Here is a 23,357-nt window from a genome sequence, read left to right on the forward strand (position 1 = left end):
GTATTTGATTTATTATTTGATTGAGATTTTATTTGTAATGATTTATCTTCTTTAACGTTAGGTTTTAAAACTTTATTACTCATTCCCATGCCCCCTAAATTCTTTATTTCTCATATAAATGTTCTAATCCTTGATCAAATATCCCCTTAACATGATCATCATCTAAGGAATAGTATACAACCTTACCTTCTTTTCTATTCTTAACCAACCTAGTTTGTTTAAGAACTCTCAACTGATGGGATATTGCTGATTGATTCATTCCAAGTAGTGCCGCAATATCACAAACACACATTTCTGCTTGGAATAATGCACAAATTATTTTTATTCTTGTACTATCTCCAAAAACCTTAAATAAATCTGCTAATTCATATAAATCTTCTTCATCTGGAATAGTTTCCTTTACTCTCTTAATCACATCTTCATGGATAGTATTACAATTACAGGTACTAATTATTTCATTTTCGTTATTCATTTATATATCACCTCATTAGAATGTATGCACACATGTTCATATGTTTATATATTCAGTATATGTATCTTCTTCATATTTGTCAAATATTTTTATTATAATTTTAAAAATATTTTTAAATATTTATTAAAATAAAAGAGGCTGTATATTTATGTTATATGAAAGATTTCTAATACAGCATTATTCAATTTATAAAGATCATATTTACTAATTGATTTGCATTATCTGCAAATTTAATAATATATCTAAATTGAGAAATAAAAAACTACCGTAAAATTCAATTCTGAATAATACGGTAGTTTAGCAAATCATAAAAATACTATATATCCTTTAAAGAAGATACCCTTGGTAGTATAGAGCGACCATTCCACCTATCGCCAATGCCCAAGTCTTTTGGGGTGACATTTTGGTAGCTTCCATTGATGCCTTGTATATGTATGCCACCATCGTTGTTAATGGTAACAATGGCATATAGCCCCTCATTATATAATACTAAGTCTTTTAAAAAGGGGTAATCTTCATGTATTTCCTTTGAGTAAGGGAAATGCTCATATTCAGGCCCAACCCATATATATGACATAGCATTAAGACCAAAGTAATATGTTTGTCCTATTTTTTCAAGAGAATCTCCATGGTCATGACCATTTACGCATAAAAGTACCTTTTTTCCTGTATCATTTATTCTGTTTATCAAATCTCTAACTTCACCCTTGTTATATACTCCTCTTTTAGCAAATTCATTTTCAAAACTATGGTGTGAAAAAATAATATAATACTCACTATCATCATTGAACTGCTCCTCCAGCCAATTAAATTCATAATCTGGAAGAATTGGATATATGTCCTGTGTTTTATCATAGTTTCTCTTACAATATGGTATATATCCATTATCAGTTTTTATAAAACATGTATCTAATACAATGAACTTAATCTTGTCCATTTTAAATGAATAATAACTATTGTCCATTTTTAAAAACTTCATAACTTCTTCTCTTGGGAATGAATCAGAATCATGATTACCAATGGTATGATAATAAGGCTTCCCTATACTATCAAGGATATCAAGTAAAAATCGATTTTCTTCTTTAGGCACACAAAAATCCCCAAGTTGGATAACAAAATCTATATCTAGATTTTTTACATTGGTAATGAAGTTTTCAAGCCTTTCATAACCATCATGGATATGATCATAATGTAAATCAGTAAATACTGCAAATTTAACGCTATCCATCAATATACCTCTTCTCATAGTTAATATAAAATTTCTAAATATAAATTAAGAAATTTAACCTTATTTTATTCATTAAAATAAAGGAATTATGTTTTATATTAAATATGGTAAAACTTATGTATACTCTAAATCGAGAGAATCATTTATAAAATCTCTTAAGAGCTTTAAATGACCCGCCCCATATAAAACTAATACACGATCGTCATCATTACAAATATGCTTTAAGTTAGAAAAAATGTGAAGATTTCTTTTATACCATGAAGCAACGAAGTTAATCCCTATAGAATCATCTCCTATTTCAATATCATTAAAAGGTAGGAAGGAGGTTACATGTTGGAACTCATTAAACTCTTTACTATTAAAAGATTTATATATATCTTCAATGGTTGTTTCTTCTGTAAATAATCCATAGTACTTATTTGCAAATTTCATAAATGACTCATTAAGATTTTTGTATAAAGCATGATTTTCTTTAGCTTTCTTAAATACAAGAGGTTGAGTCCAACCATCATAATAATCAATACCATATATATAATTTAATTTATTATATTTCGCTATATCAAAAGCAAATTTAATACGTTCATCTACGGTATCATTAATGCTATAATCTGCTCCTCTTATACCGATTTCAGCTAATTGCTTACTTAAATCCAAATTAGACTTATATAAAAATTCTTGAAAGAGTTTATTATATTGCCCCTCTTCACTAGGTCTTAGTTCAACACATAATTTATTTGGATTAAATTTAGATATTTTCTTTATAATTTCTTTTAATTCATTCTGGCGCTTGTCATCTTGAATTTTAATAATGCTAGTACTCTCTTCAGTTTTAAAATGAAATGTACCTAAAATCATAATTTTTGCTTTGTTCATATATCCTCCTTCATACCTCAATATAGAGTTATGTGATAATCACCAGGTGAAATTCCTTGCAATTATATATTTACAATTACTATACTTTAAATGTGTTTCTAAAATTTATATTTAAAATATTCCCTAATGAAGTTAGCCATAGGATTTTTTTCATCTTCATCTCCTATGTAGTCTAAATCCGAATCATAAAAATATAAATAAGCTATACTTTTTTTATCTTCAGATACTCCAATCATTCCAAAGGATTTAGGAAATTCTGTATTTGAAGTATCATTTTCGTCTACAACTCTAAAATCATAGCTTTTCAAAGAAAACTCATATTCTGGAATATAATATTTACTTTCATCAAAACTAGACTTAATTTTTTCATCTAAAAAAGTATATTGCTCATCTATTTTTTTCTTTTCACTCTCAAAGGTATTATCATCATATTTTACAATTAATGCAACAGAGTCAGATTCAAAAATCAATAGGGACTTATGTGTATATCTATATTTGATATCCTCATATTTAGGCAAGTCCTCTAGCTCTGGCATAATATCTTTCGAATTTGAATCGATTGTTTTCCCAGTGTTGAGATAATTATCAATTTTTGAACTTGAATTACTACAACCAGTAATACAAAGAATAAACGTAATTATCATGACAATTAAATATTTTTTTCTCATTTAAAATCACCTCTTTAAAAATAAATAGTCCTGAATTCTTAAAATGTCATTTGCTAAATTTTAGTTCCTAAAACTTACAATTCATTACATATAGCATAAAGGTAGCCAATTTATCCCATGACTATTAATTTTTAATACTCCATCTCCTTCAAAGTGGAACAAAGAACTCCATTCATTATAACATAATTAGTATAAATTGTATATTAAAGCAAAAATGACCTTGATTTTTAATCAAAGCCATTAAATAATTTATTCTTTAAGTATCCCAACTTTAGGTAATTTATCAAGTTTAGTCATTACATGACAAGCCTTAAATTCACTGGTTAAATCTTGACCTGCAGTATTACCAAAGTGTTTTCCACCTGCCCACTCTGCTACCTTACTCACATCATATACTATACCTTCAATTGCCACATAAACAGGTTTCCCATTACTTCCATCAAACTGTGCTAATTCATCTAATGTAAATTCTTTCTGTTGTCTAGAGTAATTATGTCCTATAAGTTCTTCAATAGTTTTTAAATCAAAATAAAGTGCCATATATACCTCTAAAATATTTATATATATATATCATATGATTATAATAGAAAGTTGTTCAATTAATTAATGTTATAAACTTGAAACTAATCCCCTTATATACTTTTATTGCTTATTTATCTAATGAAATAACCGTAGATATTTACTTATGGAAATCATTTCTACAAACAATATTTGAATAATAATTAGCTTATTACGAATAATAATTTTTGTATCATAAAACTATTTTAAGGAGGACTATATAATGGGAATAGTAACTAATTCAACAGACAAATTTCAACCATGTATTGATGAATGTAACAAATGTGCACAGGCATGTCATGAGTGCTTTACAGCATGTTTAAATGAGCCAGATGTTGCAGCAAGAAAGAAATGTATAAGCATTCTTACTGAATGTGCATGTATGTGCCAAATGTCATCAGCAATGATGTCTATGAATGGCCAATTTACAAAAGAACACTGTCAACTTTGTGCTACTGTTTGTGATAAATGTGCTCAAGAATGTGAAATGTTTAAAGATGACCATTGTCAAAAATGTGCTCAAGAATGTAAAAAATGTGCTACTGAATGTAGAAACATGGCTAGTATGTAATAACCCATAATATAGAAGCCAATAGTGTTATACTACTGGCTTTTGTACTATTTTAAATTACCTTTAGGGTAAAAGTCTATTACACTTCTCAACTCCATCTTACAAATAGTACATCATTTAAGAAAATTGTGAACTAGATATCAATTGTTTTATTTCATCTTGTAATGAAGTTCAACAAATTGATTGAATCTCCTTATCCCCTTTAACTTTAGTTCTAACTCAAAATCATTTCTTTTAAATAAAGGTATTCCATGACCTATTAGTGTAGGTGATATAGTAATAATAAATTCGTCAACTAGCATTTCTTTAATAAAAGAATTTAGAAGAACACCACCGCCAACAAGCCATATGTTTCCTCCATCCAGTCTTTTGATTTTATTTGTAAATTCCACTACATCTTGATTAATAAATTCTACATTCTCATTCTTACCTTTTTCTGATTTAGAAAATACATAACACTTTTTATTCTTATAAGGAAATTTACCTTTTTCTTTTTCAATAATCCAGTCATAAGTTCTTCTACCAATTAGAATAGTATCAACTGTATTGTAGAATTCAGAATATCCATTATCTCCTTCGCCTTCAGTTTTAAACAACCATTCCAAGGAATCATCTTCTGTAGCTATGTAACCATCTAAACTTGTTGCAATATATAGAACTAATTTTCTATTGTTGTACATCTATAAACCTCCATATTTATAAAATTTAATCTAATTTTAAAACACAATTAGTGAACAATATTCTACAATTATTCATTTGAAAAATCAACCTACTAACTTATTTATAAACAATTTCATATCACTTTCCAAAATAGATAACCCCTGAAACCCGCATGAACACAACAAATAGTTTAATAGTTAAATATATACATAGTTAAATAGGTTCATATTTTTATATTTAAATAGTTTTCTATATCGATATTTATATTTAAAACTAGGCAAGAATATATTTTTTTCATTTTAATATGTCACATGACTTATAAGCAATATCAGAAGAATACGAATTAAAGTTTATAGTTATTCTAATCAGATATTACAGCTCAAATTGCTCTTTTATTATCTGTGCAACAATTTCCGCCGAAAGATTGGTATTGTCAATTTTTATATAGTTATCATAAGGAATCTCACCATCATTACTTACACACCGATACTTGTTATCATCATTTATAAGCCTTTGATTTGACAGTTCTATATCTCGTTTTGAGATTTTATTTTTCAGACGATTTTCAGTAGCATTTCTTTCTAATCTGATTGCTTGAGGAGCAACAAGCTCCACATAACATATATCTGCATTATGTTTTCTGAAAATATCACAAACATATTCAACATAATCCCAATCAGATTGCTGATTAAATGCCCACATATATGTGAAAATTAATCCATAGTGTTCAGATTTTGCAAACTCTTCAAAAATAACTTCTCTCATGCCAGAGATAGCTTTTCCATTAAAATATCCGAATATCTCCAGTACAGGTTCAATCATCATATGATTATGGAATAAACGTAAATCCGTAATTTTAGCTAGTTCTTGTCCTACTGTCATTTTTCCAACAGCACTGTCTCCGATTATAAGTACTAATTTCAAAATATCACCTCTTTTATCAAATATAAATAATCTTTTTTTATCCTATTTCACTTCTGTTCCACCCCATTCAATAACGGTAAATCCCTTTCTTTCAAAAGATTTAACTTCTTGTTCTTCTATTTCTATAGGTTTATCTAATGATTTAAAGAGCATCATTACCCTTAATATCGAATCTGGCTTTGGAGTTATATTAAGCTCTGCTATATTTTCATAATCTTCCCCTGCAAAAGTAATCAGGTTGTATTTATTCTCTTGCATAATTGGTAGCCAATACACTATAAATTCGTTATATTCCCTTGGAGTTAACCCCATGTATTCAAGCTTTTCTTGCAGAAATTCTTCAGTATCTTCTCCTTTTACTACAAACCCTTTTGACATATCCCATTGATTTTTTGAAATCCCTTCCCAATATAAATAAGAATACTTCCTCTTATCTCCAATATTAGTTAATGTACCATCAGGTTCTGCTATTACATTCCAACCATCTTTGTACTCTGGATAAGTACAAGTAAGCTCTCCATTATAATCTAGTTTAACGCTAACTGATTGCTCTGAAGTTGGATACAAATAAATTACAGGTTTCTTAGTCATATCTTTATTTGTACAACCTGTAAATGTTATTAAAATAAGAGATAGTAATATTATAAGAAATTTTGCTTTATTTGTTTTCATATTAACCCCCTAAAAACTTTCTTTGTTATATTATTAATTTTTAAGATATGGTAAAAATATATCATTACACCAACATTTCATTGATTTCTCAATCCATGGCTGATTATAAATTTATATTCATCTTTCATTATTAAGTAAAATATCACAAATAGTTTTTAAATCCTCAATATAATGCAAAAGTGTTATAGAATATTCCTTGAGTTTTTCAGGATTTTTTTCATATCCTTGTAGTAGTGTATATTGTCGCTTATAATATTCCATCAATTTTTGAAAATTAGATGAATAGCTGCTTATCTCTTGAATCTTTTCATTATTAACTACGTATTGAATGTGTTGCATAATTTCAAGAAACTGGTCAGCAGAATATCCTACTGTTTTCTTAAAATCACGCAATACCCATTGACGTTCAAAAACATTTCTTTTCATCCAACCATAATATTGTTCTTTATAAACTTTTACCACATTCAGAACAGTTGGAATAATGTTTTGATAATCATTACTTTTAGTGTTTTCACTACTATCTAATTTTAGTAGTAAGCCAGAATCAGACAAAACCTGTATAGCACCAATTTCTTGACCGTTATACCTATCAGCCATTAAAACTGATATAGCAAATCCAGTGCCAGCTTCCTCAACTCCAATTATGTGATCTTTATTCATTTCATAAAATTCTTCTGTTGTTATTCCCATATGAGATGACACAAGCTCTATTCCCTTCATTGCGGTTTCTGTTTTAATGAGTCCTGGACCGATAGTATATACTTTTATATTTGTACTTTCCAATTCTCCATATAGTGTATTAGACAATTCCACCTGTGCTGTTTTAAAGACTTCATATGCGCCCATAAAGGGTGCTGCACCAGAAGATGAAACAAAAACAATTGTCCCAGAACGCTTTTGTTTCATGAGTGGCAAAACTAATTGTGTTAATAGTAATGGGGCTTTGAAATTAACGGCATAACTCTTATCCCATACATCAATAGAAACTTCTTCTACTGTTCCCATAGTAGCTATGGTCGCATTATTAAATAAAACATCTATGCCACCATATTTATCTTTCACATGAGAAACTAGAGCATATATCTGATTTTCATAGGATAAATCAATTTCATAAAATTCTACAGAGTTTTTACCAAATATACTATCTAAAGTGCTTTGTGCACATAATATTTTTCGTTTATCTATTTCAGCCACAATAACCTTCGCGCCCATATAAACTAGTGCTTTTGCAGTTTCAAAACCTATACCACTCCCTGCACCAGTTAAAAGTATAACTTTACCTTCCAATTTATTTTTAAAGGATATATTTTTTTCTATAAGCATCATAATCTCCTTCTTTATAATTGTTAGCCAATTTCATTTTTGGTTTTAAATACTTATCTTTATAATAAGAAAGAAACTTAACTCGACTTCATATTATGTTTACCAATGAGTCCATATTTTAATACAATCAAATCCAAATAGCATTCATTCTCATGGATTTGATACATAATCCAGCCGACATTATTGCCCGTTTAGATATCCAAGATTATATAGTTTTCCTTACGTGATAAAAGTTCGAATCATTCTTTTCATTCGTTTTCAGACGTATTGTTTTCAGCAAAGTATGGTTCATACTCCTCATTTGTAAATAAAGAACGTATAAATTCAACATCACTCACCGTAGTCACACTAAATATAATACACATTAACTTCCCCTCATAAAATATAAATAATTTTCACCTTTGTTTACATATAGGATTTAAACCCCTATCGTTATATCTTCAAACACCTTAAATGCCATATAACTACCTGCATCACGATTGCATAAAACAGTACACACACTTTTGTTATGTGGATAATAAGCGCTTCTGAAAGAGACTCCAGGGTCACCACCCATAACATGAATTTTCATAACCATGTTATTACATGTATCTAACCATACACCATATCCATAGGCACTACCATTTTCTCCAGCTTTTATTTGTGGAGTACACATAGATTGTACATTCTGAACCGATAGCAGTTTTCCATTTATCAAAGCATCCCAGAATAAATACATATCACTTGCAGTAGTATATGCCCCTCCATCTCCACCGCCAATGATAGGCACAGAATAAATATTAGACTTTAAGCCTCCCTTTCCATTATCTGTATAACCAATTGCAGTATCACATGGAAGATTGTCCATCGAAAAATAACCGCTATTACTCATTCCGCATTTGTCAAAAATGTATTTCTGGATAAAAAGTGGAAAATCCACTCCTGAAACTTTTTCTATAATCATAGAAAGTATTACAAATCCACCGTTATTATATTTGAAGCGAGAACCAGGTTCAAACTCCATTTTTTTATTTTTAAGCAATCTCAAAAAATCACTTGGTGATTTCATGACATACATCGGAATATTCTCCCATACCTTAGCATAGTAAACATCAGATTCATTTTCTTCTTCATCAAAATAGTCGCTAAATCCCGATGTATGGGTAAGTAGATGGCGAATTATCACCGAATTATCCATATATGGGAAAAAGTTCGGCAAACAATCTGTAACCGAATCATCTAATGACAGTTTTCCCATTTCAATTAATTTTAATATGGCAATAGCAGTAAAAATCTTACATCCAGATGCTGTTGGAAATCTCGTATTTATATGATTTTTAATATGTTCACTTATATTAGCTTCCCCAATAGCTTCTTGTATAATTTTTTTTCCACTAATCGAGAGGAATATAACTCCAGAAAAATCAGGGTTCTTGTTTAATATTTGTGATTTAATAATATGAGCATCCAATATTTTCACACTCCACTTCAAATTTTACAATTATATTTATAGTATTTTACAGTTCAACCTCACCTATCCATATATAAATTTTACCATTAAATTTATACTATGAAAAACAATTTATGTTAATATAAATATTTCCTAATAATATATCATCCAGTTTACAAATAAGGATTTTTAATTTTATTAGTACTGAAGGTCTTTGAATTGCGAAATAAAAAATACCGCATATTCATTTTGAATAGTACGGTATTGTGAATAAATTATTTAATTGTATATTAGTTTGTCCATTTAAGAAAGGTACGACATAACTGAATAAAAAATATGTTATATCAACCCTACAAATTGGAATTTGATGAACTTCTCATTATACTCATACCTCTTTTTGATAATAAACAGATTCCTTATCTCTGTACATTTCCAAATATCCAAGCTTTTTATAAAATGAATTTGCTCTTGTATTCCAAATCGGAGTTTCTAAGCGCCATGTTGTAATCTTGGGAAACATATTTTCAATATATTTCATTGATTCTAATCCGAAACCTTTTTTATACTCTTTTGGATCTATGAATATTCTTCCCACATACATAATCTCCTTATTTCTTTTATCCTGAAATAAAACGGCTCCCCCAATGAGATAATCCTCCTGCTTTATAGTGTATAAATTATGACTTAACATCATTTTTTTATGCCATTTTTCAGAATCATAATTGGGTGGCCCTCCTACCTCATCGGCACCTACCATTACGTCTGTATCGAAAGCTCTCTTTGAAATATTGGTTACTATTTTGATTTCTTCTGGACTCGCTAACTTAATATCCAATTCACTCACCATCTCTCTAAAATTTCTTTATTTTCATCACTTGATGGATGTCCTAATATGACTGCTCTTCCTTGTATTTGTACATTATTAAAACACATTGCCACTAAAGTATTTTTAATAATTTGTTTATATTTCGCATAGGCTTTCGAAGTCATAAAATATATTTTCAATTCATTTGATGTGCAGTAAACAGTTCTAGCAGTAACTTTTCTATTTTCACAGGTTGCTAATACAACATTTTTTTGTTCTTTCAATCGATCAATTATTTTAGCCCTCATCTCTGTATATTCAAGACTCCTCATTACTTTTCACCTCACAAAATATAAATAATCTTCCCTACAAATTACTATTTATAAATCATTAATTCATCATATAATACCACTATGACTTAACTCATAAAAAAAGTGTATCATACTAACTGTTTTATTGCACTAATTCCCAATATGCTTATGTTAAGTTTTATCTTTAATACCGTATTATTTAGTTTTCAAAGAACATTATTATCACTCTAAATTCAATTAGTTATGTCGCTTTTTTCATAAATTATAACGTAACTAATATATAACTAATTTTATGCTTTTACATATTACTGAATAATACGGTATCTAAATTTTTTTAAGAATTTATAATTTTTCACCAAAGGCATATAAAACAGACTTTGTATGTGGTATGCCTCCTGCTTCTTTCATTTCTCTAAGTTTTTCAAAAACTTCTGATTTAAAGTCTTCAAGCATATCTTTTGGTATCTTTTCTAGTGTGCTTATAGCGCCATGAGTCCAAAGTTTATCCCACCATTCTTGTTCATCTTTGTATATAAAAACTTTTTCTTCACTTATAACTCGTATATTTTTAAATCCAGCTTGATTCAAAATTTTATATAAACCTTCTTCTGTATCAAATTCAGGGATATCCTCTGATTGATACTCATCTAATTCATCTTCAAATACAGGTAAATATTTATCAAATAATTCATTTAGCCACATAAATTTTTCATCTTTTTTTCTAAGAAATGTAGTTAATGAGAATCGACCACCACTTTTTAGAACTCTCATGAATTCATGAAAGGCAACTTTATAATTTGGTAAGAAGAATACTCCAAATCCACAGAGTATATGCTGAAAAGTTTCATTTGCAAATTCTAATTTTTCAGCATCCATTACCATTGCATGTACATTTTTTACACCTCGGCGTTGCATTTCTAAATCAATTTCATTAACCATTCCTTCAGCTATATCAATACCTGTAACAACTCCACTCTTCCCAACTTTCTATACTGCTGAAAAAAGTGAAGCTCCTTTTCCTGATGCAACATCTAAAACTCTTTCGCCTTCCTTTACATCTGCAAATTCAACCAATCTCTCTCCAAAGTATGTAAAGTATCTTGGACCACTACCATCAAAAACTGCTGATACCTTATTAAATATATTAGTTATATCTTTTTTTATTTCTATACTTTTGTCTTCCATAAATTTCTCTCCTACCAAATAAGTTAATCAATTATTTTTTAATACTAAATATAATGAACTCATACTATATGTTAACCCAATATATTCAAGCTTTTCTTGCAGAAATTCTTCAGTATTTTCTCCTTTTACCACAAACCCTTTTGTATAATTATTAATCTTTAAGATATGGTAAAAATATGTCATTACACCAACGTTCCATTGATTTCTCAATCCATGGCTGATTATAAATTTTTTCATGTTGACAGATGATAAATAATAGTACCTGTAAGCTTAAACATGTTTGAATAGCTTTTTTATCAACCTTTATACTGCAATAGGATTCATAACCCTTCAAAATTTCTTTATTTAACTTGTCATTATTGATATGACTGAATATTGATGCTAAATCCATTTCTGGAAGGCAATATCCTGATAATGAGAAATCAATTGGAACTATTGCTTCATTACATAAAAGGAGATTTGATTTTCCAAGATCAGCATGAATAAAAGAAAATCTATTTTTATCTTTATCCATCTTCATCTTAATTTTTAATAAAGTATCTATAATAATTGCCCCATGCTCCTTATCATAATGCTTAGCTGCTATTGCATACCTGGCCTCTTCCAATAATTTATCAATCATTTCTGCTCCATATATATATCTATTTTCTATCTTTACCTTACTCATAGATTTATGAACACTACCAATCATCCTTCCTAGCCTCAAGGCTAATTCATTGGTAATTTCCACATTTTCTAAAGTCTTACCCTTTACCCATTCCAAAGCAGTAACCAGACTTCCATCCCTTAAAGTGGTAATAGGTTCTCCACTTTTGTTTCTAAATACTTTTTGTGTCCCTAATTGAGAAGTGTTTTCCAGATAAGTAAGTACTTCCATTTCACTTTCTACAAACTTATTCTGTGCAACTCCAAGACGCAAAAAATCCACTGAAAAACCCTTTGATGGTTTATGTATCCTGAGAACAAATTGTCCATTATCATCAGTAATACAATATGTCATATTTTCATTATGACGCACAAATCTTGATGTGGGATTTACAAAATTGTATTTTTCTATTGCTTCTTCAATCATAATTTTTTCTCCTGAATATTCAGTATTTAAGGACGTTAATTATTTTATAATTGCTTAATGTTGTATGAATATTGCTAATCTTTATTAAATAATAATTTAGTAAACTAAAGTATACATCTATAGCATCTATATCTTTCTTTAATTTCAAAACCTGCATTCAACACAAAATTTAGTTCGTCACTATTATCTTCATCAACAAAATATAATATTTCTTTTACGGAACCAAATTCATTATATAATTCCATGAGCATTTCATTGATTAAAATACTTTCAATACCTTTATTTTTATATTCATTATCAATAAATAAACCAACAACGTCTGATAAGTCTTTGTTACCCTTAGTAAAAATGCTTCCATGAATCTCTTCGTCTTTTCTAAAGACAAGTACTTGAAAATAATCCATATCATTTTTTAAATTTGTGCTATTGTAATAAATACCTAATGGAATAGCATGTTTATCATGAAATATAGCATATTCTTCAAAATTATCTTTAGTAATTTTATCTACGTTATCATGCCTTTGATTCCAATGAGTTTTTAAATTATATAAGTTTGCCACAATACTAGATTCGATACATTCTATATTCTTTTTCTTAAAATATTGGTTTGCATTTTCGTTAGAAAATGGTACACCTATAAATAGCTTATATCCAGACAATTCCTTACTTATGTAATGAATCATTTCTTCTGCAACTTGTTGATAATCGTCTCTTATTAAAAACTGTAGTGTTTGTGCATATTTTTCATCAGGTATCCAAAAATAAGTGCATACGCCCCATAGTACATCATTTTGATAATAGGCTATTATATTACGATTCTTCTCATTTAGAGCCTTTTCAAGTTCTCCTTTAAGCTCCTCTATTGAGTTTATCCTTGGATAACTTGCATGTATATTGTCCTGACTTAATTCCCATATAAAATCAATTACTTCCTCAGATGTATAAACGTTTTTTATCATTTTTATCCCCCATTATTAATTATTTTGAAATCCTATTTAAATATATTTATTAATCTAAACTCTAATTTCCTATTAAAATGTCACATAAAAAATTGAGGTGTAAATTGCTTGTTACTTCACTTGTAATATTAATATAATAGTTTCACTAATTCATTATAAGATGAACTACCATCAAGTATATTCTTATATGTGCTTATCCAGTAAGGTATCAACCCAGCTCTATGAGCTACTGCTTGTGAGGCAATATTAGATGATGATGCACAGTATATGGGTAAAATGTTTTTGCTTAATATTTTATGCATTAAATGATTTACAAGTACTGTAGCCAAACCACCTGTTCTATAATTACCTTTTACATCTATACCCATTTCCCACATATTATTGTATTCCTTAGATGCACCAGCAAGTCCTATGATTTCTCCATCCTTCATAGCAAAAAATACAATTGCAGTAGATGCATTTCCACATTCATCAAACTCTAATGAATTATTAAATCCTTTAATTTCTCTTAATTTATTTATCTCATTTCCTTCTAAATAGAAATATTCGTATTGTGGTAATAAATCACATAACTTCATTTCTTTCATATCAGGAATATAATAAATTGATTGACCATATATTAAAGGGCATTCAAATACCTCATCTCTTGATTTCCCAACTAATAAAGTCTTCACATTTTCCATAATTTCATCTGAAGCTGATACAATAATTGTTTTTTCAATGCTCGTAATTTCCAAAAATGGATTTTGTTGAAATTCATTTAATTTAATTGGTTTATGAAAAATTAATCCGTTATGATCAAAGACTTCTTGTTCACAATTTAAGTGTTCTCCAAGATTTTCTTTCACAATTTTTTTAATTTGCATCTTATTCATTTATCCATCTCCTAAGTTTTATCTATCCATGTATTATTTAATAATCTTTACTTCACCTTACCTACACGCAGTGAATTAATAATTCCTAATTTTCAAATTTTTCAACATAGATATATTCTGATTTTTTTCATCTCTAACTTCATATTCTAAACTTTTATATAGTGAATAAGCGGGTTTATTGTATTTAAAAACATTGAGTAATATTTTATTAAACCCCTTTTCTATTGCTTCTTTTTCAAGCATAAGCAAGGTCTGTTTTCCATAACCTTGTTTACGGTACTTCTCAAGTATTAAGAAATCGCAAATAAACCCTATATCTTCCTTATACTTTTGATACCAGATAAATCCCAAACTTTCATTGTCCTTATTTACAATCACATAAATATAATTATCTTTTGTGCCCTTTCCTTGTGGGAGCAATTCATTAAAACTTTCTTTTGCATCCTCCAGTGCATTTTCTTCACTAGATAGACCCGCCTTTATTAAATCTTTGGAATAATCTAGAATATCCCACTGAGCAAATCTATCAAACTCAGCATCACTCATTTCTCTAAATTTTATATTGAAGTCTTCCATGTTCTTCCTCCTTAAGTATAGTTTTAATTATACTAATTATAACATGATTTACAATATTATATATATATTACCCAGGGATAGCTGAAAAAAATACCTTTAAAGATAGGATTTTAAACTTTTCAAATCAGATTTTAGGGATGATTAAAATTTAAATAGATTGGATAGTGAACTGAATTAAATGGTTGAAGCAATGATCTTGCTATGATAAAATATAAAAATAACCACTAGGCAAAATATTTGCAAAGGGGTTGTGTCCCTAAATTACCCTGTGGGATGTTTTTGTATTTGGAGTTATTAGGATTAATGAAAGAATAGCAAGAATAAAATTTTTAATGGAAAATAATTGTTTTAAAATGAAATTTTAAAAATGGAGTATAAATATAGAGCTTCATATTGAATGGATTCAAAGATGACGTATAGATTAAGGAGTAAAATATGAATAATTTTGGAACTATATTAGCCGTTATAGGTGCAGTGGGATTTATTGTAGCAATTTGGATATTATTTGGATGTCTTTACTTTAAAAAAAGAAATTTTAAAACCGGTTTATTGCTTTTACTTGTTTCTTTGCTGCTTGTGGCAGGTGGGGTTTTTATTGGTGTACAAGGTGCATGGAATAGTGCATCAAAGGGAATAGCCTTGTCTGAAGAAATTATTGAAATTATTGAAACTAAAAGCGTAGAAGAAACCACGCAAGAACAGCAAGCAAAAGTAGGTAGCAGTGTATTTTTAAAAATTGATGAAGATGATTGGGCTAAATATGAAGATAAAATAATGACATATTACATTGCCTGGCAAAAAAGCTTAAACCCTCAGGCAGAAGATGAAGCTATAAAAATCGAGTTTAAAAATTTGAGAGTGAAAGCCCTTTTAAATTAATCGATTATTTAAGATTAATGCAAATCAAAATTTATGGAAGCGCAATATGAACATAGTAAAATTCTTGTTGGCTAGGACGTAGATGGATAACCTTTTTATATTTTCATATGAAATTCATGTTTAAAATTTTTACAGTTGCATTTAAAAAAAGACACCCTATTGTAAAATACTAGGTATTTTAAAATAGGGTGTCTGTATTCTTAAGCCTTTCATTAACCTCTTCACTAGTATTAAGTGCTACCTCACTAGGGGATGCCCAATTTCTAATTTCCCTATTAAACCTTTAAGGATGCCTCTCTCTTGTAATATTATAAACCTTTCTTCTATGAGCCATTATTTCTTCATCTTTTCCACAACTATTTTACCACCCAAGGCACCATTAAAATTATTGTTTATTAACCGAGTATATAGAGTGTGGTGAAGATCATTAAAGCAATAGCAAGTACAATTCCTACAATTAAATTTTTTAATTTTCATTCCCAAGAGTGAAGAATATGCTATAGTTTCAAACTAAAATTAAAATCTCCTAATATGAAAATGTCTGCAGCAGTAATAGTCCAAAAATTAATACTCCTGCTATACCAGAAAATCTATAGAAAAAAACCTTAGGGTCCTCCTTATCTAATTCTTGTAGGATAAACATAACTCTAATTGTGTTCATAATTTTCAAAGGTTTTATAATTATAAATATACTTATTAGTATCAATATAATACAAAGAATTTGGTCTAATAACATAAATATACCACCTATAATTTTCAATCCATCTAATTATTTATTAATCTTTTTGTTTCTTTTAAATTATTATCTATTTTCAAGTCTAGTCTTTCACCTTTTTTATTCCAATTGTATTATACCGTCTGCTTACTTAAATAATCTTGTTTAGTTAATTCAACAATTTCATCTGAAACTCTTTTAAAGCCTACTTTATTAAACACTTTTTCTGCGGATATTCTGGATTTTGGAAAATCATAGAATACCTTATCTGCTCCTAACTCATTGAATGCAACATCAACTAATAATCTTAAGGCTTGTTCACTAAATCCATTGCCCCTATGTCTTGCTTCGATTATTATATTAACACAGTAAGACTTTTTTTCACTTACATATCGTAGAGCAACCTCACCAACAGGTAAATTTTCATCAGTCTTAATAATATATGCATAATATCTTTCTGGAGTATTATTAACCCATCTAAAAAACCAGTCTCTCCAAGTATTTTCCTTAAAATCTATACATCCTGTTCCATCAGTGTCTTCATACCCTATATTGTAAATCATTGTTTCTCTATCTGATAAAAGTTTTCTTCTATAATCTAACTCTTCAAATTTAGGTGTCTTTAATTCCACTTTGATATTTTCCATTTATGCTCCCCCATATTAGATAAATTAGTGTAAAGTTTTATGCACTTTTTATTTTATAAATTATTTGCATATTAAGGTTTCTATAGTGTTTTGTATAATATGAAAATTACACTTCCCAATTACTTCTTACAGACAGTATATTATTTAAGAAGAGTGTGAATTAATTATACGCCCATATCATCTATAAGCCATGGTGAATTTTCATCTTTTCTTATAACAAAATACCACCAATCATATATCCCACTATTTTGGGGACTCGCTCCATCATTTTTATACTTTACTTCATACTTTACTTTGTAAACTTTAAGGTTATTTTCTGTTGTTCCATTTGTACTACCTCGTCCATTATGCAAATAACCTTCTTTAACTTTTTCGTTCATTTCCTCTTCAATGCTTATTATCTTAGTGCTGTCCAAATTATCAAAGCCCCAAACTACATTTGGAGCGTTGAAATGCTCTGTTAAAGTAGTTAATAACTTATCTTTATTTTTTTCATTTTCATACTTAAAATAATTCTCTACTACAGTTTGAGCAGAATCACCTTTAGTATCAATTGACCTATTGCTCTCACTTGAGCAACCGACAAGAAGGATCAAAGTAATAATAATAAGCATAACATTGAAACTTATATTTCTCTTCATAATACCCCTCCTATGAATTAACTTTTTCTTTTTCCCATTATAATACATTCCCATTTGAAAACATAGTTGTATATACTTATTGTAGCATAATTACAATAAAATGTATGTATATAAAAAAGCACCCCTATAAAGAGATGCTTTAAATATTGTCTTTTACTATTTCTTACATTAAATAATTATTTTAACTCTTCCATAATCCTTTTAATATCAAAATCCTTATCTTGGATTTTATAATATTTTTCCTTATGCTGATCTTGTTCTCGAAAACCAATTACGTTATCATCATAAAATGTAATAGAAAATACATCTTTAGTATAAGTAGTGTATTCATCTTCATCATAGCTTGCCATAAAATTAAGACTAAATTTAGACCAATCCTTAGGCCTCCTAGCTTTTTTATAAGATAACTCATCAATTATACTGACTAACTTATTTACTTTGTCATCTTCAGTATTATCTATCCAAGTTGAATTATCTAGTAAATCTGAATCTATTTCATCTTCTTGTCTATAGGTATAGTCATATGCATTTACTTGTTTATAGGTGTAATCATAATTATTTTTTGATATTAAGTTATTTGTAGGAAAAATATATGGTATGTCAATCCATACAATTATAGCAAAGAAAATAAAAATAACTATTCCCCAAATGATTTTTTTCTTATTCACAAATAATCCTCCTAATTTTATAAGGTAGTTTAAAGATGTTTCACTTATATTTTATAGTTTCAATATTGTATACTTATTATAGCATAAATGCTATATAATGTATGTTTATATTTATAAAAGTTACTACTATAAATAACACTTTCTATCTCACAATTAGGCACTTCAATTTCTACACTTCCTAATGTCGGTTGCAGTATTCCAATTAAACATTTTAACGTAGTACTCTTACCAGCATCAGTAGGTCCAATATGGATTAGCAAATATTTATTCTATACTCTCATTTCCAAGATATACTACAGTTTCTTCAGCATTATATAAATTCATTATCTGTTTTCTTAATTTTGAAGGATATAATGGCTCATTCATAAGATTTTCAATAGGTAACCAATCAAATCCAATTTGATTATAATCACCAGTAATTTGAGCATCAGGTATTTCTTTGATGTACTCACACAAAAATACTAAATCAACTCTATGAAATGACTCCCCTGTTACTCCTTCAATTACAAATTCAAGGGTTTTGGGTTCAACAATCAATCCAAACTCTTCTTTAACTTCTCTTCTAACAGCCTCTTCCAAAGTTTCTTCAGATTCTTGACCACCTCCAGGCATTATATAAAAAATATCACCGTTATCATTGATTTTTGATGCTAACATTTTCCCATCTTTAATAATCAATGCCTTTGCAGAATTACGTATTTTTCTTTCCATTCTCTTACTCCTTTTATATCTACAAATATAAATAATATTTACTTGGTTCTATCCTATAATTTTTCATTTGCAAACATGGTTACATATACTTATTGAAGCAGAATTACAATAAAATGTACGTATTTAAAGCATCCTATCAACTATTTCATTTATAGCATCAATTACTATCTGAGGCTTATCCTTCTGTATATAATGACAACAATCTTTAACCATGATGTGTTTACTATAATCCGATAATGTTACTATGTCATTTTGATAGTTTAACCAGGTTTCTTCCGAAATGGCAGCAGACTCTTCACCTTTATGGTCAGCAGTAAGTACAATTATTGGAATATTCCTTAAAGCATCCTTTTTTCTTATTTCTTTTACTTGCTTAGCACTTATTAATAATTTATCAAAAGTTTGCTCTTCTCCAATCAATTGTTTTCTCACCATTTCTATTTCTTCAGCAGAAGAACGGTTTACCCTATCTTCAAATTGATTTTCATGTGAACAGTCAATAAATATAATACCAGCTAATTCTTTAGGATATGTACCAGCAAATAATCTTGCATTATAGCCTCCTATTGAGTGTGCAACTATAATATAGGGTGCTTTAACCTTTGCTTTATTTAAAAGGGTATGTAACTCGTGAACTTGCTCTAAACTTGTTCTTGATAAATCACCTATAGCACTATTTCTCAGCTGTGCTCTATCATAAGAAAATGTTATTGTAGTTTTTGAAATTTCTTGCTGAACTAACTTCCAAACTCCATTATCATCGCCTAAACCTGATTCAAATATCACAGTTGGCGTTCCTTTTACCTCACATTTATATTTATTTCTATTATCTTCAACATTCCAATGACATTGATTCTGTTTCCAATTAACATCCTGACTTGCCAAATCTCTATTCGTACTTCCTCCACTCAATGCTTTTACTCTATCGTCCATATTAGTACCCCTTTCATAAATTCCTATTTTAAAGTAATTTTAATAAAAGCACCCCTATAAAGAGATGCTATAAATATCGCCTTTTACTAATTCTTTATATTAAATAACTATTCCCCAAATGATTTTTTTCTTATTCACAAATAATCCTCCTACTGTTAAAGCGTGTTGCAGAATTTTTTGCAACACGCTTATTTCTGTCGATTATATATTAAACTATTTTTCACCAAAAGACATAGTATATTCCATTTCTTTTGTATCCTCATGAATACGTTCATCTACAACTATAAAATCGTTTTTATCATAGAAGTTTATTGCTCTTTTGTTTTTTGTAAAGACATCTAATAGGAGATATGGATACCTAGATTTACAATGATCTATCAGTTTCTGTCCTATACCTTCTTTTTGATATTCTTTTTTCACAAAAATTCCTGCTATATAATTTTGTTCTACAATTCCTATAAAACCCTTTATAATATTATTTTCTTCATAAACATAAATATCAGCAGATGGCAACATTTGTTTCACCATATCATAATTTTTAATCCAGTATTCTTCCGGTATAAAACTGTGAGCGTTAATGTTAGTTTCAAGCCAGATTGCCATTACATCATCTAATTTACTTATATCAAATTTTTTAATCATTCTATTCTCCTTCATTTTTAAAAATATTAAAAGTAAGAGTAGAATACACTCATGAAGTTCACCCTTTCTATTGCTTTTCTAATAATATATTTTATACTATTAGAAAACTCTATTAAGTTAAATAAATACTATTAACTATATTACATCATATCATATTATTTAGTATTTCTTATTATATTTTTCTTATTTCTTCAATAATCTAATCAATAAACTTTAATTTATATTGTTCTATGGATATACATTCTTGTCAGATTTTTTTCACCCTCGGCTTGGACCATACACAGAAACTCCCAACCATGACGCTCATAAAAAGACGTGTGGTCTGTAACAAGATAAAGTGTATCAACATTTTTTTCTTTCATATCATCACATACATAGTTCAGCATTTTACCAGCAATTCCTTGACAGCGATAATCATCTTCCACATAAACAGCACATACATTAGGAGTTAAATCTTTTCTGTTGTGAAAATCATTTTCTATTACACCAAGTCCACCTACAATTTTATCTCCTATTATTACTATATACCATTGTGGAACAGCAGTTTTATTTTTCATACATTCATCTATGCTTTCAATATATGCTTCAAGGGGAATATTCCACTTTTCATGAAACCAATTTGCCGCGTAGTTTTTCAATTCAGGGTATTCCTGTAATTTTATAATTCTATAATTGCTCATTTTTCACTCCTTATAAATTATAATTTTATTTTATAAAATAAACTTCTTCTATCTTTTATACTTTACTTTTACAATTCTTATTATTAGCTTCTACTAATTCATAATCTACTTTCTTTATATTACACTTTCCTTTTTTATTGGTTCAATAATTCATAATAGTATGAAGGCACACCATCCTCTTCAAACTCCTCAAGCATCCTAAATCCCACACTTTCTAAGACACCTTTAGATCTTGTGTTATTTTTATATGTGAATGCACATAACTTGCTGACATTATATTTTTCAAATACAATGTGGCAAAATTGTGTTAACGCATTCTTACCAATCCCTTTACCCCAATATGTCTTATCAAATATAACTATACTTACAAATGCCTGTTTCTCATCAGCTTCATCGATTCCATAACACCAGATATCACCTATGTATTTATCATCAAAATAAATAACCTTCCCAAAACTCCTTGCACCAGGCTTTAATGATTCCTCATACATCTTAACTGCTTGGTCTAATGTATTCCTTTCAAATGGAAACATAGCTTCTACTTCTTCGTCCTGGGATTGTCTCCAAAATATTTTTACATTTTCAAGTTTGCGAGGTTTTAGTGATAAATTTTCCAATTTTACATTCCTCCAATTATAATACATTCCTCTCGATTTATACCTTATTTCATATATTTTCTTAGATATTTTCCTGTATAGGATTCATCACACATTATAATATCCTCAGGGGTTCCCGCTGTTACTATTTGACCATCATTTTCTCCTGTATCTTGGCCCATATCTATTATATAGTCTGCGGTTTTTATCAAATCCAAATTATGTTCAATTACCTTTTTTAGTGGCATATTATCTTATAATCATAGCTTATGTCAACATTACTTTTTACCATGTTCCAAACAGGGCATAACGACTCTTCCATCAGTTTTATAGTCCTTTCGATCTCATCAGTCTGTACGTCCTTTGATGCAATTTCAAATATTAAATGTATACTTTTAAAATATGTAGGATAGATTTCTCTTCTTTCACCTGAAGCGATTACTTTTAATTCAGATACAGTTTTGTTCATCTTCCTAAGCAATAAAGCTAAGGTCATCCCACTGCAGGTTGCCAGACTCATAAGAAATAGCTCAAGTGGAGTATACCCATCGCCATCCACGGAATCAATGATTATCTCCTTATTATAACGTGATACCCCTGAAAATTTCACCTTGTCATTTATAAGATCTGCTGTTACTGTCAAATTATTACTCACAATAAAACCTCCTAAAATTACATTTATACTATTTGATAATATTTTATTTTTTTACAACTATGTATTAACTCACAAGAAAAGTACAATATATTTACTACTTTATTGCATACACTTTTCATACATTTGGTAATATATGCTATTTTTCTAGCATTGTTTATTATAAGTCTATTTTATTCATCATATCTTTCATAAAATCCAGTGATTAAGCTCATAATTCATTTTATCTGGCTTAAACACATTAGAAACAGCTTCTGCAACTATCGACATTTCTTCAAGGTGTTGAACCTCTGATACCATCCTAAGATAACATATCCAGTTTCAAGTTCCATAATAAAATATGGATCATTTGTAATATTCTTTTGTTGTTCACATATCTTGCATTGCATATTATAATCCCCTGAATAAAATATAAATTTTATACTTCTAATT

Annotated in this window: 29 protein-coding genes and 1 pseudogene; 2 read left to right on the forward strand and 28 right to left on the reverse strand. The window is 28.7% G+C overall.

The window, feature by feature from the left end; translation table 11 throughout:
* Nucleotides 1-103: 103 nt before the first annotated feature.
* From B2S02_RS01760 to B2S02_RS01780, 5 genes are all read right to left on the reverse strand, one after another.
* Nucleotides 104-472, reverse strand: a complete 369-nt coding sequence (locus tag B2S02_RS01760; protein WP_346846881.1) for a metalloregulator ArsR/SmtB family transcription factor — start codon at nt 470-472, stop codon at nt 104-106.
* A gap of 316 nt (nt 473-788) precedes the next feature.
* Nucleotides 789-1,700 carry a metallophosphoesterase family protein gene (locus B2S02_RS01765; protein WP_346876725.1) on the reverse strand — a complete coding sequence of 304 codons (912 nt, stop codon included), beginning with the start codon at nt 1,698-1,700 and terminating at the stop codon, nt 789-791.
* A gap of 114 nt (nt 1,701-1,814) precedes the next feature.
* Nucleotides 1,815-2,573: a DUF5694 domain-containing protein gene (locus tag B2S02_RS01770; RefSeq protein WP_346920177.1), complete on the reverse strand. Its 759-nt coding sequence runs from the start codon at nt 2,571-2,573 to the stop codon at nt 1,815-1,817.
* Nucleotides 2,574-2,671: 98 nt separating this feature from the next.
* Nucleotides 2,672-3,241, reverse strand: a complete 570-nt coding sequence (locus tag B2S02_RS01775; RefSeq protein ID WP_346846878.1) for a hypothetical protein — start codon at nt 3,239-3,241, stop codon at nt 2,672-2,674.
* A gap of 249 nt (nt 3,242-3,490) precedes the next feature.
* Entirely contained in the window at nt 3,491-3,781 is a 291-nt protein-coding gene (locus B2S02_RS01780) for a cytochrome b5 domain-containing protein (RefSeq protein ID WP_346846877.1), read from the reverse strand.
* A gap of 241 nt (nt 3,782-4,022) precedes the next feature.
* Between B2S02_RS01780 and B2S02_RS01785 the strand changes: the two genes are divergently transcribed.
* Nucleotides 4,023-4,370: a four-helix bundle copper-binding protein gene (locus B2S02_RS01785; protein ID WP_346846876.1), complete on the forward strand. Its 348-nt coding sequence runs from the start codon at nt 4,023-4,025 to the stop codon at nt 4,368-4,370.
* Nucleotides 4,371-4,519: 149 nt separating this feature from the next.
* On the opposite strand, the gene B2S02_RS01790 is transcribed toward B2S02_RS01785, so the two are convergent.
* The 13 genes and pseudogenes from B2S02_RS01790 to B2S02_RS01850 all read right to left on the reverse strand — a co-directional run bounded on the left by B2S02_RS01790 (nt 4,520) and on the right by B2S02_RS01850 (nt 15,161).
* On the reverse strand, nt 4,520-5,050 hold the full coding sequence (locus tag B2S02_RS01790) for a dihydrofolate reductase family protein (protein WP_346920178.1): 531 nt from the start codon (nt 5,048-5,050) through the stop codon (nt 4,520-4,522).
* Between the two features lie 352 nt (nt 5,051-5,402).
* Complete coding sequence (locus tag B2S02_RS01795; protein ID WP_346878853.1) at nt 5,403-5,954, reverse strand: AAA family ATPase; 552 nt, start codon at nt 5,952-5,954, stop codon at nt 5,403-5,405.
* Between the two features lie 42 nt (nt 5,955-5,996).
* A complete protein-coding gene (locus B2S02_RS01800; protein WP_346876729.1) occupies nt 5,997-6,626 on the reverse strand; it encodes a hypothetical protein in 630 nt (209 codons plus the stop codon).
* A gap of 117 nt (nt 6,627-6,743) precedes the next feature.
* Entirely contained in the window at nt 6,744-7,952 is a 1,209-nt protein-coding gene (locus tag B2S02_RS01805) for an SDR family NAD(P)-dependent oxidoreductase (RefSeq protein WP_346876730.1), read from the reverse strand.
* 415 nt (nt 7,953-8,367) lie between these two features.
* Nucleotides 8,368-9,399, reverse strand: a complete 1,032-nt coding sequence (locus B2S02_RS01810; RefSeq protein WP_346920179.1) for a serine hydrolase — start codon at nt 9,397-9,399, stop codon at nt 8,368-8,370.
* 364 nt (nt 9,400-9,763) lie between these two features.
* The gene (locus tag B2S02_RS01815; RefSeq protein WP_346920180.1) at nt 9,764-10,213 is read right to left on the reverse strand and encodes a GNAT family N-acetyltransferase; all 450 of its coding nucleotides are present in this window, start codon (nt 10,211-10,213) and stop codon (nt 9,764-9,766) included.
* Nucleotides 10,214-10,218: 5 nt separating this feature from the next.
* Nucleotides 10,219-10,515: a pyridoxamine 5'-phosphate oxidase family protein gene (locus tag B2S02_RS01820; RefSeq protein WP_346876733.1), complete on the reverse strand. Its 297-nt coding sequence runs from the start codon at nt 10,513-10,515 to the stop codon at nt 10,219-10,221.
* A gap of 321 nt (nt 10,516-10,836) precedes the next feature.
* Nucleotides 10,837-11,466: pseudogene (locus tag B2S02_RS01825) on the reverse strand (class I SAM-dependent methyltransferase); the annotation flags it as partial.
* A 15-nt stretch (nt 11,467-11,481) separates the two neighbouring features.
* Nucleotides 11,482-11,679: a hypothetical protein gene (locus B2S02_RS01830; RefSeq protein ID WP_346920181.1), complete on the reverse strand. Its 198-nt coding sequence runs from the start codon at nt 11,677-11,679 to the stop codon at nt 11,482-11,484.
* 151 nt (nt 11,680-11,830) lie between these two features.
* Nucleotides 11,831-12,751: a phosphotransferase enzyme family protein gene (locus tag B2S02_RS01835; RefSeq protein ID WP_346876735.1), complete on the reverse strand. Its 921-nt coding sequence runs from the start codon at nt 12,749-12,751 to the stop codon at nt 11,831-11,833.
* A 104-nt stretch (nt 12,752-12,855) separates the two neighbouring features.
* The gene (locus tag B2S02_RS01840; RefSeq protein ID WP_346876736.1) at nt 12,856-13,710 is read right to left on the reverse strand and encodes a hypothetical protein; all 855 of its coding nucleotides are present in this window, start codon (nt 13,708-13,710) and stop codon (nt 12,856-12,858) included.
* Between the two features lie 128 nt (nt 13,711-13,838).
* A complete protein-coding gene (locus B2S02_RS01845) occupies nt 13,839-14,585 on the reverse strand; it encodes a GNAT family N-acetyltransferase (RefSeq protein ID WP_346920182.1) in 747 nt (248 codons plus the stop codon).
* 75 nt (nt 14,586-14,660) lie between these two features.
* Complete coding sequence (locus B2S02_RS01850; protein WP_346878860.1) at nt 14,661-15,161, reverse strand: GNAT family N-acetyltransferase; 501 nt, start codon at nt 15,159-15,161, stop codon at nt 14,661-14,663.
* Between the two features lie 435 nt (nt 15,162-15,596).
* On the opposite strand from B2S02_RS01850, the gene B2S02_RS01855 reads away from it, so the two are divergent.
* Entirely contained in the window at nt 15,597-16,040 is a 444-nt protein-coding gene (locus B2S02_RS01855) for a hypothetical protein (RefSeq protein WP_346876739.1), read from the forward strand.
* An 849-nt stretch (nt 16,041-16,889) separates the two neighbouring features.
* Here B2S02_RS01855 and B2S02_RS01860 read toward each other — a convergent pair.
* The 10 genes from B2S02_RS01860 to B2S02_RS01905 all read right to left on the reverse strand — a co-directional run bounded on the left by B2S02_RS01860 (nt 16,890) and on the right by B2S02_RS01905 (nt 22,928).
* Complete coding sequence (locus B2S02_RS01860; RefSeq protein WP_346876742.1) at nt 16,890-17,402, reverse strand: GNAT family N-acetyltransferase; 513 nt, start codon at nt 17,400-17,402, stop codon at nt 16,890-16,892.
* A 164-nt stretch (nt 17,403-17,566) separates the two neighbouring features.
* Nucleotides 17,567-18,043 carry a DUF4829 domain-containing protein gene (locus B2S02_RS01865; RefSeq protein WP_346876743.1) on the reverse strand — a complete coding sequence of 159 codons (477 nt, stop codon included), beginning with the start codon at nt 18,041-18,043 and terminating at the stop codon, nt 17,567-17,569.
* A gap of 176 nt (nt 18,044-18,219) precedes the next feature.
* Nucleotides 18,220-18,711: a hypothetical protein gene (locus B2S02_RS01870; protein WP_346876744.1), complete on the reverse strand. Its 492-nt coding sequence runs from the start codon at nt 18,709-18,711 to the stop codon at nt 18,220-18,222.
* Nucleotides 18,712-18,975: 264 nt separating this feature from the next.
* Nucleotides 18,976-19,422, reverse strand: a complete 447-nt coding sequence (locus B2S02_RS01875) for an NUDIX domain-containing protein (protein ID WP_346876745.1) — start codon at nt 19,420-19,422, stop codon at nt 18,976-18,978.
* A 123-nt stretch (nt 19,423-19,545) separates the two neighbouring features.
* The gene (locus B2S02_RS01880; RefSeq protein WP_346876746.1) at nt 19,546-20,355 is read right to left on the reverse strand and encodes an alpha/beta fold hydrolase; all 810 of its coding nucleotides are present in this window, start codon (nt 20,353-20,355) and stop codon (nt 19,546-19,548) included.
* A 213-nt stretch (nt 20,356-20,568) separates the two neighbouring features.
* On the reverse strand, nt 20,569-20,997 hold the full coding sequence (locus tag B2S02_RS01885) for an N-acetyltransferase (protein WP_346846853.1): 429 nt from the start codon (nt 20,995-20,997) through the stop codon (nt 20,569-20,571).
* A 218-nt stretch (nt 20,998-21,215) separates the two neighbouring features.
* A complete protein-coding gene (locus B2S02_RS01890; RefSeq protein ID WP_346876748.1) occupies nt 21,216-21,677 on the reverse strand; it encodes a GNAT family N-acetyltransferase in 462 nt (153 codons plus the stop codon).
* Nucleotides 21,678-21,811: 134 nt separating this feature from the next.
* Entirely contained in the window at nt 21,812-22,294 is a 483-nt protein-coding gene (locus tag B2S02_RS01895) for a GNAT family N-acetyltransferase (protein WP_346846851.1), read from the reverse strand.
* 44 nt (nt 22,295-22,338) lie between these two features.
* Nucleotides 22,339-22,521, reverse strand: coding sequence for a hypothetical protein (locus tag B2S02_RS01900; RefSeq protein WP_346846850.1), 183 nt, complete (start codon nt 22,519-22,521; stop codon nt 22,339-22,341).
* Nucleotides 22,512-22,928, reverse strand: a complete 417-nt coding sequence (locus B2S02_RS01905; protein WP_346846849.1) for an OsmC family protein — start codon at nt 22,926-22,928, stop codon at nt 22,512-22,514. The genes B2S02_RS01900 and B2S02_RS01905 overlap by 10 nt, the downstream gene beginning before the upstream one ends.
* Nucleotides 22,929-23,357 lie beyond the last annotated feature (429 nt).

This window comes from Clostridium sp. UBA7339 (assembly GCF_002470865.1).
Lineage (GTDB): Bacteria > Bacillota > Clostridia > Clostridiales > Clostridiaceae > Clostridium_J > Clostridium_J sulfidigenes.

Coding starts and splice junctions, on each gene's coding strand:
- B2S02_RS01875 (WP_346876745.1), bottom strand. CDS start 19,422: ATGGAAAGAAAAATACGTAATTCTGCAAAGGCATTGATTATTAAAGAT.
- B2S02_RS01820 (WP_346876733.1), bottom strand. CDS start 10,515: ATGAGGAGTCTTGAATATACAGAGATGAGGGCTAAAATAATTGATCGA.
- B2S02_RS01840 (WP_346876736.1), bottom strand. CDS start 13,710: ATGATAAAAAACGTTTATACATCTGAGGAAGTAATTGATTTTATATGG.
- B2S02_RS01770 (WP_346920177.1), bottom strand. CDS start 2,573: ATGAACAAAGCAAAAATTATGATTTTAGGTACATTTCATTTTAAAACT.
- B2S02_RS01830 (WP_346920181.1), bottom strand. CDS start 11,679: ATGGAAGACAAAAGTATAGAAATAAAAAAAGATATAACTAATATATTT.
- B2S02_RS01850 (WP_346878860.1), bottom strand. CDS start 15,161: ATGGAAGACTTCAATATAAAATTTAGAGAAATGAGTGATGCTGAGTTT.
- B2S02_RS01835 (WP_346876735.1), bottom strand. CDS start 12,751: ATGATTGAAGAAGCAATAGAAAAATACAATTTTGTAAATCCCACATCA.
- B2S02_RS01855 (WP_346876739.1), top strand. CDS start 15,597: ATGAATAATTTTGGAACTATATTAGCCGTTATAGGTGCAGTGGGATTT.
- B2S02_RS01900 (WP_346846850.1), bottom strand. CDS start 22,521: ATGCCACTAAAAAAGGTAATTGAACATAATTTGGATTTGATAAAAACC.
- B2S02_RS01760 (WP_346846881.1), bottom strand. CDS start 472: ATGAATAACGAAAATGAAATAATTAGTACCTGTAATTGTAATACTATC.
- B2S02_RS01765 (WP_346876725.1), bottom strand. CDS start 1,700: ATGGATAGCGTTAAATTTGCAGTATTTACTGATTTACATTATGATCAT.
- B2S02_RS01800 (WP_346876729.1), bottom strand. CDS start 6,626: ATGAAAACAAATAAAGCAAAATTTCTTATAATATTACTATCTCTTATT.
- B2S02_RS01845 (WP_346920182.1), bottom strand. CDS start 14,585: ATGAATAAGATGCAAATTAAAAAAATTGTGAAAGAAAATCTTGGAGAA.
- B2S02_RS01865 (WP_346876743.1), bottom strand. CDS start 18,043: ATGAAGAGAAATATAAGTTTCAATGTTATGCTTATTATTATTACTTTG.
- B2S02_RS01890 (WP_346876748.1), bottom strand. CDS start 21,677: ATGAGCAATTATAGAATTATAAAATTACAGGAATACCCTGAATTGAAA.
- B2S02_RS01885 (WP_346846853.1), bottom strand. CDS start 20,997: ATGATTAAAAAATTTGATATAAGTAAATTAGATGATGTAATGGCAATC.
- B2S02_RS01880 (WP_346876746.1), bottom strand. CDS start 20,355: ATGGACGATAGAGTAAAAGCATTGAGTGGAGGAAGTACGAATAGAGAT.
- B2S02_RS01860 (WP_346876742.1), bottom strand. CDS start 17,402: ATGGAAAATATCAAAGTGGAATTAAAGACACCTAAATTTGAAGAGTTA.
- B2S02_RS01805 (WP_346876730.1), bottom strand. CDS start 7,952: ATGATGCTTATAGAAAAAAATATATCCTTTAAAAATAAATTGGAAGGT.
- B2S02_RS01775 (WP_346846878.1), bottom strand. CDS start 3,241: ATGAGAAAAAAATATTTAATTGTCATGATAATTACGTTTATTCTTTGT.
- B2S02_RS01780 (WP_346846877.1), bottom strand. CDS start 3,781: ATGGCACTTTATTTTGATTTAAAAACTATTGAAGAACTTATAGGACAT.
- B2S02_RS01785 (WP_346846876.1), top strand. CDS start 4,023: ATGGGAATAGTAACTAATTCAACAGACAAATTTCAACCATGTATTGAT.
- B2S02_RS01790 (WP_346920178.1), bottom strand. CDS start 5,050: ATGTACAACAATAGAAAATTAGTTCTATATATTGCAACAAGTTTAGAT.